Genomic DNA, 14,735 nt, shown 5'->3' on the forward strand with positions numbered 1-14,735 from the left:
ACATTTTGTCTGGCACACCGCATGCGCAGGTCTGGCGAGGACTTCGTCCTCGATCGCAGCCTGCGGCAGCGGCTACAGAGAGCGGTGTCCACGGTTGAACTGCCCTCCACGATCCTGTAGCCGCTGCCGAGCCCGCGAGGCTGCGCTCGACGGCGCAGCCGGCGCAAAACCTGACAGCACATTTTGTCTGGCACACCGCATGCGCAGGTCTGGCGAGGACTTCGTCCTCGATCGCAGCCTGCGGCAGCGGCTACACAGCGTGGTGTCCATGGTTGAACTGCCCTCCACGATCCTGTAGCCGCTGCCGAGCCTGCGAGGCTGCGATCGACGGCGCAGCCGGCGCAAAACCTGACAGCACATTTTGTCTGGCATACCGCATGCGCAGGTCTGGCGAGGACTTTGTCCTCGATCGCAGCCTGCGGCAGCGGCTACAGAAGAGTGGTGTCCATGATTGAAATGACCCTGCTAGCATTGCGCCTGACTCATTCCCGATCAGCCACGAGTGCTCAGCATGCAACTCCCGGACATGAACCTTCTGGTCGCCCTCGACGCCCTGCTCGACGAGGGCAGCGTGGTCGGCGCGGCGCGGCGCATGAACCTCAGCCCGGCGGCCATGAGCCGGACCCTCACGCGGATTCGCGAGGCGCTGGGCGATCCGATCCTGGTGCGCGCCGGCCGCGGCCTGGTGCCCACGCCCAAGGCCCAGGAGCTGCGCGGCCAGGTACGTGACCTGGTGGAGCAGGCGGCGCTGGTGTTCCGTTCCGGCGACCAGGTCGACCTCGGCACTCTGCGCCGGCGCTTCAACGTGCGCGCCAACGACTTTTTCGTCGGCGTCTATGGCGGCCGCCTGATCGACACCCTGGAGCGCCAGGCGCCCCATTGCGAACTGCGTTTCGTCCCGGAGGGCGATGGCGACGACGAGGCCCTGCGCGAAGGGCGGATCGACCTGCGCATCAGCAACACCCGGCCGCTGACCCCGGAAGTGAAGGTGCAGAACCTGTTCTCCACCACCTTTGTCGGCTTGGTGCGCGAGCATCATCCGTTGCTCGACGAGGAGATCACCGCCGAGCGTTTTGCCGCCTTCCCGCACATCAGCATGTCCCGGCGTGGCATCGCCCGCGGGCCGATCGATGTGGCGCTCGGCGACCTGGGCCTGCAGCGCCGGGTGCCGCTGATTGCCCCGAGCTTCCATGCCGCGATGTTCATGCTGCCGGACTCGGACCTGATCCTGCCGGTGCCCAAGGAAACCCTGCTCAGCGTGTCGCGCCTGGGCCTGCACCTGCGTTCCTTCGCCTTGCCGATTCCGCTGCCGACCCTGGTGCTGACCCAGGCCTGGCACCCGCGCTACGACAAGGACCCGGCGCACAAATGGTTCCGCGAAACCCTGCGCGCCTCCTGCAACGAAACCTGGCACTCCGCCCAGCCCTGAAAAACCATGTCTCTGTAGGAGCGAGGCTTGCCCGCGATCCGCGAAGCGGCCATTTATCGCGGTGCCAGGTCTGGCCCTATCGCGAGCAAGCTTCGCTCCTACAGGTTTCGGGGGGGCGCAATCATTGCGTGCGGTGCACTTATAAGCTGTCGATAAGTCAGTTTTCGTCAGCTGTCGGGCTTTTTACACTGCTTCGGTATTTCTATCGGAGTCGTTCCCTTCATGAGTTCCCTCGCCGTGGCTGTGCCGGCACCCGTTGAAGTGGCCAGCAAACCGGCAGCTGCCAGCCCCGCGGTCTTCGGCCCGCGAATCATCATCGGCCTGCTCGGCGTATTGCTGGCGGTGCTGGTGTCGGGCCTCAACGAAATGGTGACCAAGATCGCCCTGGCCGACATCCGTGGCGCCCTGGCCATCGGCTATGACGAAGGCACCTGGCTGGTGGCCAGTTACACCGCCACCTCGGTGGCGGCCATGGCCTTCGCCCCCTGGTGCTCGGTGACCTTCTCGCTGCGCCGTTTCACCCTTTGCGCCATCGCCCTGTTCACCCTGCTGGGCGTGCTCTGTCCATTCGCCCCGAACTACCACAGCCTATTGCTGCTGCGCACCGTGCAGGGCCTGGCCGGCGGCGCGTTGCCGCCGATGCTGATGACCGTGGCGCTGCGGTTCCTGCCGGCCAACGTCAAGCTCTACGGCCTGGCCGGCTACGCCCTGACCGCTACCTTCGGCCCGAGCCTGGGCACGCCGCTGGCCGCCCTGTGGACCGAATACGTCGGCTGGCAATGGGCGTTCTGGCAGGTGGTGGCGCCGTGCTTGCTGGCGATGCTCGCGGTGGCCTACGGCCTGCCCCAGGACCCGCTGCGCCTGGAGCGCCTCAAGGCCTTCAACTGGCGCGGCCTGCTGCTGGGGTTCCCGGCGATCTGCATGCTGGTGATCGGCATCCTCCAGGGCAATCGCCTGGACTGGTTCGGCTCGCCGCTGATCTGCCTGCTGCTGGGCGGGGGGGCGTTGTTGCTGGTGCTGTTTCTGATCAACGAATGGTCGCAGCCGATTCCGTTCTTCAAGTTGCAGATGCTCGGCATCCGCAACCTGTCGTTCGCTTTGCTGACCCTGGCCGGAGTACTGGTGGTGCTGACCGCGGTGATCATCATTCCGTCCAGTTTCCTGGCCCAGGTCCAGGGCTACCGGCCGTTGCAGACCGCCCCGGTGATGCTGGTGATGGCCCTGCCGCAGCTACTCGCATTGCCCCTGGTGGCGGCCCTGTGCAACCTGCGCTGGGTCGATTGCCGCTGGGTGCTGGGCATCGGCCTGACGATGCTGGTGCTGTCGTGCCTGGGCGACGCGCAGCTGACCTCGGCGTGGATTCGCGACGATTTCTACGTGCTGCAACTGTTGCAGATCTTCGGCCAGCCGATGGCGGTGCTGCCGTTGCTGATGCTTTCCACCGGCAGTATCCAGCCGATCGAGGGGCCGTTCGCGTCCTCCTGGTTCAACACCGTGAAAGGCCTGGCGGCGGTGATCGCCACCGGCGTGCTGGATGCCCTGACCACTCACCGCCTGCACTTTCACTCGACCATGCTGGTGGACAGCCTCGGCAACTCGCCGCTGAGCGCCGTCGACGCCAGCAACCTCGCCCAGCGCCTGCACCGACAGGCCGTGGTGCTGACCTCCGCCGACCTTTACTACGTCATGGCTGGCGTGGCGGCGGCCTTGATCCTGCTGATTTTCTGGCTGCCGACGCGGATCTATCCGCCACGCGCGCCGACTTGAACGTTCACTGAGACAGAAGGTTTTTATGACGATCCACATCAAACACAAAATCGCCGTCAGCGTGGCGGCGGTCGCGGTCCTGGGTGTGCTGGTGTACCTGGTCACCGGCAAGGCCACCGAGCAGACCACCAACGATGCCTTTGTCAACGCCGACTACACCCTGGTGGCCCCGCGCGTGGCGGGTTTCATCAAGGAAGTGCTGGTGGAAGACAACCAGCGGGTCAAGGCCGGCCAGTTGCTGGCGCTGATCGACGATCGCGACCTGCGCGCCGCGGCCCAGGCGGCGGACGCCGAAACCCTGGTGGCCAAGGCGCAGTTGCAGAACGCCCGCGCCACCCTCGACCGGCAAAGCTCGGTGATCGCCCAGGCCCAGGCCTCGGTGGTGGCCGCGCGGGCGGAAATGGCCTTCGCCGAACATGAACTGAACCGCTACAACCACCTGGCCGGGGTCGGCGCCGGCACGGTGCAGAATGCCCAGCAGGCCAGGACCCGCATCGACCAGGCCAGCGCGCGGCTGGCCACGGCCACCGCGGCGCTGGCGGCGGAACGCAAGCAGGTGGAGATCCTCACCGCCCAGCGCGACGCCGCCGAGGGCGGGCTGAAGCGCGCCCAGGCGTCCCTGGAAATGGCCAGCTACGAGCTGTCCTACACGCGTATCGTCGCGCCGGTGGACGGCATGGTCGGCGAACGCGCGGTGCGGGTCGGCGCCTACGTCACGCCGGGCAGCAAGATCCTCGCCGTGGTGCCGCTGGAGCAGGCCTATGTGGTGGCCAACTTCCAGGAAACCCAGCTGGCCCACATGCACCCCGGGCAACCGGTGCAGGTGCGGGTCGACAGCCTGGACGGCGAAACCCTGCACGGCCGGGTCGAGAGCCTGGCGCCGGCCACCGGGGTGACCTTCGCCGCGGTCAAGCCGGACAACGCCACCGGCAACTTCACCAAGGTGGTGCAGCGCATTCCGGTGAAGATCCTGCTGGAGCCCGGCCAGCCGATGGCCGAGCGTCTGCGGGTCGGGATGTCGGTGGAAGCGAGCGTCGATACCCTGGGTAAGGCCAGCTCCGCGCGTGAGGTGGTGAAGCGATGAGTCGTCTGCTCCAGCCGGTATTCGCCCTGAGCCTGTTGTCCTTGGCCGCCTGCAGTGTCGGCCCGGATTTCCAGCGTCCCGAAGGGCCGCGGGTCGAGGCCTGGGCCACCCCGCAAAAGGTTGCGCCGAGCCAGGTGGTGAGCAGCCCCCTGGACGAGCGCTGGTGGGAGGTCTTCAACGATCCGCAGCTGTCGGCCCTGAGCCGGCGCGTGCTGACCGACAACCTCGACCTGCAACTGGCCACCAGCCGCCTGCAACAGAGCCGCGCGGCGCGCCAGGTGATCACCGCCGAGCGTTATCCGACCAGCAGCGCCAGCGGCGGCTATGCGCGTAAACGCAACAGCGGCGAAGGCCTGAACGATCCGTCGGGTCACGAGGGCAAGTCTGCCTTCAACCTGTGGGACGCCGGCTTCTCGGCGTCCTGGGAGCTGGATTTCTGGGGCCGCGTGCGGCGCGAAACCGAGGCCGCCGACGCGACCCTGGAAGTCGCGGAAAATGATCGGCGCGGGGTGCTGCTGGTGGTGCTGGCCGAGACCGCCCAGGACTACATCCAGCTGCGCGGTGTGCAGAGCACCCGCGCGGTGACCGAGCAGAACCTCGACGTCGCCCGCCACAGCCTCAAGCTCTCGCAGCTGCGCCTGGCCGACGGCGTGGCCACCGACCTGGACGTGGCCGAAGCCGCCGCGCAGGTGGCGACCATCGAGTCGCAACTGCCGGCCTTGCAGCAGCGCCAGGCGCAACTGATCAACGCCCTGAGCCTGCTGATGGGCGAGCCGCCCCAGGCCCTGCATGCGCAGCTGGCGGCGGATGCGCCGGTGCCGCAAACCCCGCGCCAGGTCGCCATCGGCCTGCCGTCGCAACTGGCCGAACGCCGTCCGGACATCCGCCAGGCCGAAGCCCGCCTGCATGCCGCCACCGCCAGCATCGGCGTGGCCCAGGGCGACTTTTATCCGCGCATCACCCTGTCGGGCAACTTCGGCTCCCAGGCCATGCAGCTGTCGGACTTCGGCTCCTGGGGCTCGCGCCAGTTCGGCATCGGCCCGCAGTTCAGCCTGCCGCTGTTCGACGGCGGCCGCCTGCGCGGCATGCTGCATCTGCGCGAAGCCCAGCAGCAGGAAGCGGCCGTCGCCTACCAGCAGACCGTGCTGCGCGCCTGGCATGAAATCGACGACCAGCTGACCCGCTACAACAGCAGCCAGCTGCGCCGCGACAGCCTCGCCGAAGCCGTGCGGCAGAACCAGATCGCCCTGCGCACCGCGCAACAGCAATACGTCGAAGGCGTGGTGGACTTCGTCAACGTCCTCACCGTCCAGGGCGCCTTGCTCGCCACCCAGGAACAACTGGTGGAAAGCTCGACCGGCGTTTCACTGGCCATGGTCGGCCTGTACAAGGCCCTGGGCGGCGGCTGGGAGTCGGTGTATCCGTTGGCTAGCGCGGGTTCTGCAAAAACACCACATACCCCCTGAACCACGGGCTGTCTCGCAGATAGCCCGGCTCCTGCCATTCGCCGCCCTGGATCAACCCCACCTTGAACGGCAGGCCCATGCGGTCGAGGCGGGGCAGGTAGGCGGCGTAGTTGGGGATGCTGTGGCGGCCCTGGTAGGTCTGCACCACCACTTCGTCGACGACGCCCTTGAGCCCGGCGATGGCCTCGGGGTTGGCGTTGCTGCTCCAGTCCATCAGGCCGGTGATGCTCAGGCGGTACTGCGCAGGCAGGCGCTGGCGCAGGTCGCGCAGGAAGCTGGCGTACTCGTCGAGGTAGCGGGTGCGGGCGTCGAAATCGATCTGGATGCCGACCACCGGGTTGCCGGCCTGCTGCCAGCGCTGCACCTGGCCCAGCAACTGGCGGTAGACCGGTTCCGGCCAGTGCAGGGTATGGGCGCGATAGACCACCCAGACCTCGCCCTGGCGCAGGCGCGGAATGGCCATGCCCTGGGCGATGAAGTGCACGTTGCCGCTCGGGTCGCGACGCGAACGGCTGATCTGCCCTTGCAGGATGTACAGGGTCTTGGCCTGGTTCAGCACCGGCTGCGGAGCGACGCCGCTCCACAGCCAGAAGGCATCGTGATCGCGGGCGTCGACCGCCGCCTGGGCACCGCCGGCCAGCAACAGCCAGACCGGCAGCAGGCATCGCCAGAAGCGGCTCATGCTTACCAGTAGTACTGCTGCGACTTGCCCCACTGGGTGTCGGCGAAGGTGCCTTTGAGCTGGCGGAACCAGGCCTTGCGTACCGCGGGCTCCACGTCTTTGCCGCCACAGCGGTTGTTGCCCGAGGACGCAAAGCAATTGATCGCGCGGTACAGGGCGTAGGCGCGGTCGTCGCGTGGCGCCTTGCTGTTGGCGATCACCTGTTTGTAGCCCTCGAGGCGGGAGAACGGTTCGCCCTTGAAAGCCGACGGCGTGCCGCCCAGGGACTGCTTGTCGGGTTGGCTGTCCAGCGGCATGCCGTCCAGGCCGTTGCGCAGGATGAACTCACCGAGGCAGTTCAGGCCTTGCGGGCTTTTCCCATCCTTCTCCAATGCCGTCGCGGTTTCTGCGATGCTCGGGCAGACGTAGCCGGACTCGGCCTCTTTGCCGTTCCACTGGAACAGCTTGAGCGACTGGCCGTTGCTGTAGACGTAACCCAGGCTGTAGCCAAGCTTGTCTTCAGGGGCGCTGGCGGGAAGCTGCGCAAGGTCGCTGGCAAAGGCCGCGTACTGGCCGCGCAGCAGGTCCTTGTAGAGCAGCACGAACTGCGCGGTATTCCGTTCCACCGGGTCGGCGGCCTGGCTGATCTGCTGGCGCAGCAGCGTGGCATCGGCCACGTTGCGCAGCAGGGTGAAGCGCACCTGCGGGCTTTGGATCGGCGAGTCGGCGGCGAACACCTTGGCCAGTTGCTGGTTGCGCTCGTAGTTCATGGCCAGGGCCAGCTCCAGCTGTTCCCGTTGCAGCGGTTGCTTGGCCAGGGGCAGCAGTTGCAGCCACAGGGCTTGTGCGCCAGAGGCGTCGTTCTTCGCTTCCAGGGCCAGGCCGCGCAGGGTCTGCTGGCTGAAGGCGAGGTAGTCGAGGTTGGCCGCAGGCTCGGCGGGCAGAAGTTTCAGCGCGGCGTCGGGGTCGTTGTCGACGTACAGGGCGAAGGCCGCTTGCAGGTAGTCATACAGCGCCGGTTGCCCGGCGAAGACCGCCTTCTGTTGCTGCAAGGCGGCGCGGGTCAGCCGGCCTTCGGCTTGCTCGCGCATCCACATCAGGTCGTTGACCGCCAGCAGCAGGGGCGTGCTGACCGGGTTGCGGTTGACCATCAGCAGCTTGGTGTCGACTTCTTCCACCAGATCGTCCAGCGACAGGTTGCGTTGCTCGTCCTTGGCCTGGGTCATTTGCCAAGCGTAGTCGGCGGCGAGTTTGTCGGGGTTGCCGTCCAGCCAGTGCACCCGGCGCAGCAGGCCCTTGGCCGACGCGACGTAGGCACCCTGTGGATAAGTTTGCAGGTAGGCGTCGAAGCCGGCTTCGGCCTGTTGCAGGGTGGACTTATCCACATGCTCGAGCGCCGGCATGCCGTATTCGTCGAAGGCGTTTTGCTGGGCGCTGTTGAGGGCCGTGCGGGCGTTCATGTACAGCGCGGTCTCTTTCAGCCAGGCATTCGGGCTGTCCTTGAGCGTGGCGAACGCCGCGTCGGCCTCGCTGAAGCGGCCGCTGTAGAAGTTGCCGGCGGCCTGTAGATAAGTGGCGAAACCCTTGCCCAGCGGTGTCTGCAGATCGGTCGGCAGCAGGCTGGCCAGTTGCGGGCTGTCCCAGTTGCAGGCGGCGAGCAGCTTGACCCGGCTCTGCGCCAGTGCCTGGCGTTCGCTGGCCGGCAGGTCGGCGGCGATCAGTTGGTCGACAAACACCTGGGCGCTGGCGTCCGAGTTGCTGCGGCAGCGGCTGCCTTCGCCGGACAGAAACGCATCGCCGGCCGCCTGAGGAGCTTCGCGCACCACCTGCAAGGCTTCCAGGCGGCCGTTGAGGTCAGTGTCGGCGCTGGCTGCCGGTGCATCCGCCGCTTCGGGGTCGGGCGCCGGGTTCAGGCGAGACACCGAAAACGGCACCGGCCCATACCCTTCGGCCAGGTCGTCGGCGTCCAGCGCTTTCGGCGCCAGGGGCAAGGCACCAGTGTCGGCCAGTAACAGGCGCAGGTTCACCCGGCTGTCGTTGCCCGGGTTGAGAAACGGCAGGCTGCTACAGCTTTCGAGGTTTTTTTTGAGCAGGGTCCAGTGCGGGTAACAGGAATCGTCGGAGCTGGCCTGGGCCTGATTGCAGAGGAGGGCGCCGAGCGCCAGTGTCAAAGACGACAAAAGACCGATACGCATGAATTGTCCTTAATCCGAAACTATGGGAGCCGAAGGTCCAAGTGTGGTGCAAATCATACAGAAGGCATTCGCTGGCATCTAAAATACCCACACGACCCGATACACGCCGCGCCGGACAAGGCATCTATGCTGTCAGGCGGGTGCTCGATGCCGTTGTCGGGATCGATAAAGATAGTGGCCACTTGCTTGACGCTTGCGCTTGCTGTCTTAGACTCCGCCCATCCGTCAGGGAGTTACGGTTATGCGGCGATTTCATGGATTGGGATTGGGATTCGGATTGACCTGTCTGGCGTGCCTTGCACAGGCGCAGACACCTGCGCCAGACGACCCGCTGCTCAGTGACAGCGCTGCCGGCGCCGCCGTGGCCAGCGGCAGCGAAGCGCGCGGCGTGCTGCGGGCCAAGGATCAGGCGGTACTGGCCGGCGAACTGTCCGGGCGCATCGTCGAGTTGCCCTACAGCGAAGGCGAGTCCTTCAAGAAAGGCGAGGTGCTGGCGCGCTTCGATTGCTCGGCCTACCAGGCCCAGCTCAATGCCGCCCAGGCCGCCAGCCGTGGCGCCAACGAAGAGCTGGCGCACAACCGCCAGCTGGCTTCGCTCAACTCGGTCGGCCGCTTCGAAGTGGCGCGAGCCGCGGCCAAGGTCTCCGAGACCCAGGCGCAATCCCAGGTCTACCAGGTGCAGGTCAAGCGTTGCAGCGTGATCGCGCCGTTCGACGGGCAGGTGGTGGCGCGCAAGGTACAGCGCTACGAAAGCGTGACGGCCGGCTCGCCCTTGCTGGAAATCGTCGACAACCGTTCCCTGGAAATCCACCTGCTGGTGCCGTCGAGCTGGATGGGCAAGCTCAAGGCCGGGCAGACCTTCAGCTTCGTCCCCGATGAAACCGGCAAGCCGCTGGCCGCCACGGTCAAGCGCCTCGGCGCGCGGATCGACGAAGGCAGCCAGACGCTGCTGCTGGTGGCGGCCGTACCCAACGCCGAGGGCCTGTTGGCGGGCATGAGCGGCACGGCGCGGTTCGCGGAGCTCAAATGAACGCGCCGGTAGCGGGCGCCGCCGAGCAGGTTTTCGCCCGGTTCCTCGACCTGGAGCGCCAGACCCGCGCCGCGCGCACGGTCGAGCAATTGGCCTACAGCCTGGTCAACGACAGCCAGGCACTGTTCGGCTATCGCCACGCGGCGCTGGTGATCGCCGGCAAGGTCCGCGCGGTGACTGGTGTCAGCGCGCTCGATCCGAATGCGCCCTTCGTGGCTTTCGTCGAACAGGCGGTGGCCCAACTGTTCAAGCTCGAACTCGCGCAGCAGGCGCGGGTGGTCGCGGCCGAGCAACTGAGCGCCCCGGTACGGGCCGACTGGCAGAGCCTGTCGGCGGCGCAAGTGTTCTGGTTACCGCTGATCGATCGTCAGGGCGCACTCTTTGGTGGCCTGTGGCTGGCCCGCGACAACCCGTGGAACCCTTCCGAACAAGTATTGCTGGCGCAACTGGGCGACACCTACAGCCACGCCTGGCTGGCGCTGCAACCGCGCAAGCCGTGGCGCCTGCGCTGGAACCGCAAACGCCGGCTGGCGCTGTTGGCGGTGGTGTTGCTGGGCTTGCTGATTCCGGTGCGGCAGTCGGTGCTGGCGCCGGCCGAAGTGGTGCCGCTGGGCGGGCGTGTGGTGGCGGCGCCGCTGGACGGGGTGATCGCCGAGTTTCTGGTCAAGCCTAACCAGACGGTGAAGACCGGCGACCTGCTGCTGCGTTTCGAAAACACCACCCTCAATGCCCAGGCCGATGTCGCCGCCCGCGCCTTGGGCGTGGCCGAGGCGGAACTGAAGGCCAATTCCCAGCGGGCCTTCGCCGATGCCGAATCCAGCTCGAAGATCGACCTGCTGGCGGCCCGGGTCGAACAGAAACGCGCCGAACGCGATTACGCCCGCGAATTGCTCAAGCGCAGCGAAGTACGGGCCGAACGCGATGGCATCGCGGTGTTCGCCGACGCCGAGCGCTGGACCGGCAAACCGGTGCAGACCGGCGAGCGCCTGATGGAAATCGCCGACCCCAACCAGGCCGAGTTGCGCATCGAACTGGCCGTGGGCGATGCCATTGCCCTGGAGCCCGGCGCGCAGGTGGCGCTGTTTCTCGACAGCGACCCGTTGCAGCGCCATCTGGCCAGCCTCGAACGGGCGGCCTACGAGGCGCAGCCGACGCCGGGCGGGCAATTGGCCTACCGCCTCGATGCACGTTTTCGCGACCCGCCGCCGCGGATCGGCCTGCGCGGCACGGCCAAGCTCTTCGGTGAGCGCGCGCCGCTGGCGCTGTACCTGCTGCGCCGCCCGCTGGCCGGTCTGCGGCAGAGCGTGGGCCTGTAATGAACCTGCCGGGCCTGCGCGCGGACTTGCAGCTGTCGCCGGCGGCGCCGGCGCTGGACGGTTCACCGCGCTGGACCCTGGCCGACCCGGTGCGCGGCCGCTATTTCAAGCTCGGCGCAGCGGCGATGCGCTTGCTCAGGCACTGGTCCCTGGGGGACGCCGGGCAGGTGTTGCGCGCCGCCAACCGCGAGCCGGGGCTGCCCCTGGGCGGCGCGGAACTGGAAGAGTTGCTGGGCTTCTTGCGCAGCCATGACCTGATCACCGCCCTCGATCCGCAGCAGCGCGCCAGCTATGAGCTCAAGGCCGCCGCGCAGCACCAGAGCCTGTGGCAGGTGCTGCTGCACCAATACCTGTTCTTTCGTATTCCGCTGTGGCGCCCGGACGCCTTTCTCAATCGCGCCTGGCCGTGGCTGGCGCGGTTCGGCCCGGGGCTGCTGCGCTACGGCTTGCCGCTGACCCTGGGGCTGGGAGTGTTTTTGGTGTCGCGGGACTGGCAGCGCTTCCTGGCGACCTTTCCCCACCTGTTCAGCCTCGGTGGCGCCCTGGCGTTCGGCGTGGCGCTGTTCTTCGCCAAGCTGTGCCATGAGTTCGGCCACGCCTTCATGGCCAAGCGCGCCGGTTGCCGGGTGCAGAGCATGGGGGTGGCGTTCATGGTGCTGCTGCCGATGTTCTACACCGACGTCAGCGATGCCTGGCGGGTCAATGACCGTCGCGCGCGCTTGCTGATCGGTGCCGGCGGCGTGCTGGCCGAGCTGCTGCTGGCCAGCATCGCCCTGCTGGCCTGGTCGCTGCTGCCGGACGGTCCGGCGCGCACCGCGGCCTTCATGCTCGCCAGCGCCACCTGGATCACCACCCTGGTGATCAACCTGAACCCCTTCATGCGCTTCGACGGCTATTTTCTGCTCAGCGATTTCTGGGAGGTGGACAACCTGCAAGGGCGGGCCTTCGCCCTCTGTCGCTGGCGTCTGCGCGAGGCCTTGTTCGGCTACCGGGAGCCGGCGCCGGAGCCCTGGTCGCCGGCCATGCAGCGGCGTCTGCTGTGGTGGGGTTATGGCTCGTGGCTGTGGCGCGCGGTGCTGTTTTTCGGGATTGCGCTGGCGGTGTACCACCTGTTTTTCAAGCTGCTGGGCATCTTCCTGATGCTGGTGGAACTGGTCTGGTTCATCTTTTTGCCCATCGTACGGGAATGGCGTGAATGGTGGACGCACCGCGAACAGGCCCACGCGCCACGGGTATTGCTCAGCGGCCTGGGGTTGTTGGCGGCGCTGTTGCTGGTGGCGGTGCCCTGGCGCGGCTCGGTGGAGGTGCCGGCGATGCTCGAAGCCGGACGCGCCAGCGCCTTGCATGCGCCGGTGGCGGCGCGGGTCCGGCAGGTCAATGTCAGCGACGGCCAGGCGGTGAGCAAGGACCAGGTTTTGGTTGAGCTCGAATCCCCGGACCTGGCCTCGCGCCAGGCCATCGCGCGGCGGGAAATCGAGATCCAGCAATTGCAGATGCGCCGCCGCGCCGGGCGCAGCGAGACCGCCGCCGATGCCGGGATCGTCGAGCAGCAGCTGGCCGAGGCCGTGGCCGAATACCGCGGCCTGTCGGCGCAACGCGAGCGCCTGCTGCTGCGCGCGCCCGAGGCTGGCCAGCTGCGCGACTTGCTGCCGCAACTGCAGGTGGGCCGCTGGGTTTCGCCCAAGGAGCCGCTGGCCCGGGTGGTCGAGCCGGGCGCGCGCTTGCGTGGGTTTCTCGCCGAGGCCGACCTGTGGCGGGTCGCGTCGGGCGCCACGGGGCGCTTTATCGCCGACGACCCGATGCACCCGGCGCTCGAGGTGCAATTAACCGAAGTCGATACCAACGGCGTGGCGTATATCGATCAGGAGGCGCTGACCTCCGATCACCATGGGCCGATTGCCGTGCGCCGCGATGAAAACCGCCGCGCCGAACCGGTCCAGGCGCAGTACGGCGCGCGGCTCAAGGTGCTCGATGCCAGCGTCACCCCGAGCCAGCCGCTGCGCGGCGTGGTGGTGTTGCAGGGGCGTGGCGAGTCGCTGCTCGGTACGGCCTGGCGGCGCCTGGCGGCGCTGGGCGTGAGGGAAAGCGGGTTCTGAAACAAGGAATTTTCAGGGAGAACGCATATGTTGCATAAGGATTCGGCCATGTCCGATGGCTTGGTGGTACGTCCGTCGCGGCCCACCGACGGACCGTTCCTGCAAAGCCTTTACCGTTCGGCGCGCAGCGATCTGCAATGGATCGATGGCGAACAGGAGCAGATCGAGCAGGTGATCGCCCAGCAGTTCCAGGTCCAGGAGCAGGGAGCGGGGGAGAACTTCCCTGGCGCCATGCACTACGTGATCGAAAAGCTCGGCAGCGCCATCGGTGCCCTGACCACCGATTTCGGCGCCAATGAAATCCGTGTGCTGTACCTGGCGTTCATTCCCGCCGCCCGCGGTCGCGGTTATGGGCGCACGGTGCTGCAAGGCGTGCAGAAAGCCGCCGAGCAGGTGCGCTGCCCGGTGGCTACGGTGGTCTGGGCCAGCAACCCCCATGCGCGCCGGCATTACCTGGCGCTGGGGTTTCAGGTCGAGGAAGCCAATCCGGCGGCCGAGCGGCTGGTGTGGTACCCCGGTCCGCGCGGCTGAGCGGCGCAACCCCGCGGGTTCGAGCCGGTGCCCGGGGCGCTGCCGCCAGGCACGCTCGGTTCAGTTGAAGGCGATATAGAAATAGCCCAGCGTCGGATCGCGGCCCAGGGCCGGCACCCGTGACACGAACATGCCCTGCAGGTGGCCGACGCCGGGCAGTTCCAGGTCGCACAGGCCGTCGACGAACGCTGTCGGCGCCAGGCTGTTGAGCTCGACGCAGAAGGGCATGCGCGGGCTGTTCGGCATGCGGGACTGGGGAGTGTCCTTGATGGACTCGATATGGACCGGCAACACGCTGCCGTCCGGTAGCAACAGATTGCAGGTTTGCCCCAGCAAAGGCTGGAAATGCTCACTTTGCAGCAGATGCAGCATGGCGCCACTCCTGGCCGGAAAAAGGGCCGGGGGAATGTCCCCCGGCGCGAACTTCAATTGCGCGATGGGAACAGACCGTTCAAGGCCACGCTGAAGTTGATCACCAGGAACGGGTTCATGACTTCCAGCGGCAGGCCGTTGCCGGCGGGCGAGATGGTGCCGGAGATCGTGGTGCTGACCCCTTGGAGGGGCACCGGCGTGGCACCCAGCCCGTCGGAATAGATGGTCGCGGTGCCCGGCCCGCCGCCGGAGGTGCCGATGAACGAGTTGGTGGCCGTCGGCACGCTGACCGGGCTGCTGGCGGGGTTGGCCAATTGCAGCGTGGTGGCGGCGTTTACGCTGGCGAGGGTGTGGGTGTGGGACGGCAGGTTGTTGAGGGTCGGGGTGACGTTTTCGGTACCGGAAACCTCGCCGATCACCCGTGGCGTCAGGCCCAGCCCGTTACCCTGGCCGATGGGCAGCCGCCCTTGCAGGTTCGGCAACTGGAAGTTGGTGGTGCCGTTGCCGCCGTAGTAGGTGCCCAGCAGCGAAAACAGCGCCTGGTACTGCGAGATTCCCAGGGTCTGGCCGTAACACGAGGCCCAGCCGTTGGGAGGGAAGTTAAAGGAAAAAGCTTGAATGGTGCCCATGAACACTTCCATAGTTTTTTATCCTTCAGGTTAATCAGTGGAACTCCTTGAGCCGATCCCTGGTGTCTGGCCTGACAGCTTGACCGATACGGTCAGAACGCCAAGCGGGCTCGTTGACAGCAATGGTTAGCGTAGACGCTGTTCCGCCAGTCGCCTGGG

The 14,735-nt window shown here is 67.0% G+C and carries 12 protein-coding genes; 8 read left to right on the top strand and 4 right to left on the bottom strand.

All coding sequences use genetic code 11. The features are described from left to right. Window positions 1-511 precede the first annotated feature (511 nt). The 4 genes from AC07PQ_RS12155 (at window position 512) to AC07PQ_RS12170 (ending at window position 5,746) form a co-directional block, all read left to right on the top strand. The gene (locus AC07PQ_RS12155; protein ID WP_007928652.1) at window positions 512-1,429 is read left to right on the top strand and encodes a LysR family transcriptional regulator; all 918 of its coding nucleotides are present in this window, start codon (window positions 512-514) and stop codon (window positions 1,427-1,429) included. Window positions 1,430-1,651: 222 nt separating this feature from the next. Then, window positions 1,652-3,196 (top strand): MFS transporter, encoded by a 1,545-nt coding sequence (locus AC07PQ_RS12160; RefSeq protein ID WP_493185576.1) that lies wholly within the window; start codon window positions 1,652-1,654, stop codon window positions 3,194-3,196. 25 nt (window positions 3,197-3,221) lie between these two features. Next, window positions 3,222-4,280, top strand: coding sequence for an HlyD family secretion protein (locus AC07PQ_RS12165; protein WP_492571769.1), 1,059 nt, complete (start codon window positions 3,222-3,224; stop codon window positions 4,278-4,280). Further along, window positions 4,277-5,746, top strand: coding sequence for an efflux transporter outer membrane subunit (locus AC07PQ_RS12170; protein ID WP_493185577.1), 1,470 nt, complete (start codon window positions 4,277-4,279; stop codon window positions 5,744-5,746). Before AC07PQ_RS12165 ends, AC07PQ_RS12170 begins: the two co-directional genes overlap by 4 nt. On the opposite strand, the gene AC07PQ_RS12175 is transcribed toward AC07PQ_RS12170, so the two are convergent. Together AC07PQ_RS12175 and AC07PQ_RS12180 are read right to left on the bottom strand one after the other, a co-directional pair. Next, a complete protein-coding gene (locus tag AC07PQ_RS12175; RefSeq protein WP_493185578.1) occupies window positions 5,709-6,428 on the bottom strand; it encodes a DUF3142 domain-containing protein in 720 nt (239 codons plus the stop codon). The two genes, AC07PQ_RS12170 and AC07PQ_RS12175, sit on opposite strands and share 38 nt — an antisense overlap. 2 nt (window positions 6,429-6,430) lie before the next feature. Next, window positions 6,431-8,602, bottom strand: coding sequence for a PA5441 family protein (locus AC07PQ_RS12180; RefSeq protein ID WP_493185579.1), 2,172 nt, complete (start codon window positions 8,600-8,602; stop codon window positions 6,431-6,433). 241 nt (window positions 8,603-8,843) lie between these two features. Between AC07PQ_RS12180 and AC07PQ_RS12185 the strand changes: the two genes are divergently transcribed. From AC07PQ_RS12185 to AC07PQ_RS12200, 4 genes are read left to right on the top strand one after another with little or no spacing between them, the layout of a single operon-like run. Next, entirely contained in the window at window positions 8,844-9,632 is a 789-nt protein-coding gene (locus tag AC07PQ_RS12185) for an efflux RND transporter periplasmic adaptor subunit (protein ID WP_007928634.1), read from the top strand. Then, entirely contained in the window at window positions 9,629-10,948 is a 1,320-nt protein-coding gene (locus tag AC07PQ_RS12190; RefSeq protein ID WP_493185580.1) for an efflux RND transporter periplasmic adaptor subunit, read from the top strand. The genes AC07PQ_RS12185 and AC07PQ_RS12190 overlap by 4 nt, the downstream gene beginning before the upstream one ends. After that, window positions 10,948-13,044 carry an efflux RND transporter periplasmic adaptor subunit gene (locus tag AC07PQ_RS12195; protein ID WP_493185581.1) on the top strand — a complete coding sequence of 699 codons (2,097 nt, stop codon included), beginning with the start codon at window positions 10,948-10,950 and terminating at the stop codon, window positions 13,042-13,044. Before AC07PQ_RS12190 ends, AC07PQ_RS12195 begins: the two co-directional genes overlap by 1 nt. A 27-nt stretch (window positions 13,045-13,071) precedes the next feature. Next, a complete protein-coding gene (locus AC07PQ_RS12200) occupies window positions 13,072-13,575 on the top strand; it encodes a GNAT family N-acetyltransferase (protein WP_007928631.1) in 504 nt (167 codons plus the stop codon). A 60-nt stretch (window positions 13,576-13,635) separates the two neighbouring features. Here the strand turns inward: AC07PQ_RS12200 and AC07PQ_RS12205 are convergent, their stop codons facing one another. Continuing rightward, on the bottom strand, window positions 13,636-13,947 hold the full coding sequence (locus AC07PQ_RS12205) for a DUF6916 family protein (RefSeq protein ID WP_007928630.1): 312 nt from the start codon (window positions 13,945-13,947) through the stop codon (window positions 13,636-13,638). 53 nt (window positions 13,948-14,000) lie between these two features. After that, window positions 14,001-14,588 carry a phage tail protein gene (locus AC07PQ_RS12210; RefSeq protein ID WP_007928628.1) on the bottom strand — a complete coding sequence of 196 codons (588 nt, stop codon included), beginning with the start codon at window positions 14,586-14,588 and terminating at the stop codon, window positions 14,001-14,003. Window positions 14,589-14,735: the final 147 nt, after the last annotated feature.

The organism is Pseudomonas sp. GW821-FHT09E12 (assembly GCF_059416085.1).

Coding starts and splice junctions, on each gene's coding strand:
- AC07PQ_RS12200 (WP_007928631.1), top strand. CDS start 13,072: ATGTTGCATAAGGATTCGGCCATGTCCGATGGCTTGGTGGTACGTCCG.
- AC07PQ_RS12170 (WP_493185577.1), top strand. CDS start 4,277: ATGAGTCGTCTGCTCCAGCCGGTATTCGCCCTGAGCCTGTTGTCCTTG.
- AC07PQ_RS12160 (WP_493185576.1), top strand. CDS start 1,652: ATGAGTTCCCTCGCCGTGGCTGTGCCGGCACCCGTTGAAGTGGCCAGC.
- AC07PQ_RS12205 (WP_007928630.1), bottom strand. CDS start 13,947: ATGCTGCATCTGCTGCAAAGTGAGCATTTCCAGCCTTTGCTGGGGCAA.
- AC07PQ_RS12190 (WP_493185580.1), top strand. CDS start 9,629: ATGAACGCGCCGGTAGCGGGCGCCGCCGAGCAGGTTTTCGCCCGGTTC.
- AC07PQ_RS12185 (WP_007928634.1), top strand. CDS start 8,844: ATGCGGCGATTTCATGGATTGGGATTGGGATTCGGATTGACCTGTCTG.
- AC07PQ_RS12180 (WP_493185579.1), bottom strand. CDS start 8,602: ATGCGTATCGGTCTTTTGTCGTCTTTGACACTGGCGCTCGGCGCCCTC.
- AC07PQ_RS12155 (WP_007928652.1), top strand. CDS start 512: ATGCAACTCCCGGACATGAACCTTCTGGTCGCCCTCGACGCCCTGCTC.
- AC07PQ_RS12165 (WP_492571769.1), top strand. CDS start 3,222: ATGACGATCCACATCAAACACAAAATCGCCGTCAGCGTGGCGGCGGTC.
- AC07PQ_RS12195 (WP_493185581.1), top strand. CDS start 10,948: ATGAACCTGCCGGGCCTGCGCGCGGACTTGCAGCTGTCGCCGGCGGCG.
- AC07PQ_RS12210 (WP_007928628.1), bottom strand. CDS start 14,588: ATGGAAGTGTTCATGGGCACCATTCAAGCTTTTTCCTTTAACTTCCCT.
- AC07PQ_RS12175 (WP_493185578.1), bottom strand. CDS start 6,428: ATGAGCCGCTTCTGGCGATGCCTGCTGCCGGTCTGGCTGTTGCTGGCC.